Here is a 1,272-nt window from a genome sequence, read left to right as displayed (position 1 = left end):
GAGGAAACTCGGGATGCCGATCTGCGGGGATATCGGAGGCTTTCTTGAAGGCGTTCATTGTAATTAGTTTAAGGTTGCGGGATGATATTGGTTTTGTCGGGGTATTTTGAGATTATCGATTTACGTTATCTGTTAATCGGCATGTCATCATATTACGACAAAAAATCATATAATTAAATGAGGAACAATCTTTTTTTCAGATAACATCATAGATATTAATTGAATATCAAAATTGGCAATAAAAATATACATATATCGCATATCTCGATTGTTACCTTATAATGCACTCTCCTGATGAAATATTGGGTTTGTGAATTTGTCCTTTCGGAAGCGAATCCGCATAATGCCCATTTTGTTTGAATGAGGAAAAAAAGCACATTATTGAAAGATCATGGTTCTAAAATATGGAAGATCATACTGAGAATAAAAATGTCGGCGAGATTACCGGAAACGATCCGACAAAAGGCGGTTCCGAATCGGGTGGCAAAGATACGGATTTAGGACACAGCGGAGGCAGAAACTCAGGACACAGCGGAATTACAGGTCCCGGACAACGTGCAGGTACCGGATACGGCAGGGGCAAGGGATCGCACGGTCTTTTGAAAAAAGGTGCCGTAATTGCAGGCATTATCCTCTTCATATTATTGGCACTGACCGGAGTAATAAATCTGAATGCATACATTAATCCGACTTTGAATGATTCCAATGCTGCTGATTCAAATGCTGCCGGTACATCGGGTGCATTTACGGTAACTGACCGTCAAAACCCCTCAAAGAGTAATTCTTTCGCTGACGGCCAGACAGGTGTAATATACAAAAATACGCTCTCATTACCGTATGGTTCACGACATTATATTCTGAATATAAACAATCTTATACCGCCGGTAACGATTAGCGCATCAAATATGGTGCCGAAAAACTCTCAGGCATTATTAGAATTTCTGCTGAGGGATTCTAATGGAAATACAATTGAAAATATCCAGCATGACAGCAGTGATATCACGGTTTCAGAAAAGATAACAATTCGTAAATCAGGAAATTACATCTTGGTAATAGACGGTAAATTCATCGAAAGTGTTGATATATCCATAGAAAAACCGGATTTTTGAGAAAATACTGCGGCGGCATTATTTCCGCGTTTAATGCCATAATTACGGACTGGACGAAGAGGGATTTCAGCGTTTTTCAACAGGCGAATACTCCCAGACATTGCCGTTTTTGACCGCCTTTACGACACCGGCTTTTGCAAGCTTATCGAGAACGCCTTTTATC

At 40.1% G+C, this 1,272-nt stretch carries 1 protein-coding gene; it reads left to right on the top strand.

Going from position 1 to position 1,272, the window contains the following annotated elements:
- Positions 1-404: 404 nt before the first annotated feature.
- Positions 405-1,109 (top strand): hypothetical protein, encoded by a 705-nt coding sequence (locus T502_RS00015; protein ID WP_042705075.1) that lies wholly within the window; start codon positions 405-407, stop codon positions 1,107-1,109.
- The last annotated feature ends 163 nt before the right edge of the window (positions 1,110-1,272 follow it).

The organism is Methanomicrobium mobile BP (assembly GCF_000711215.1).
Lineage (GTDB): Archaea > Halobacteriota > Methanomicrobia > Methanomicrobiales > Methanomicrobiaceae > Methanomicrobium > Methanomicrobium mobile.
Note: the sequence above shows the minus strand (reverse complement) of the source record. Positions and strands in the feature narration are given on the sequence as shown.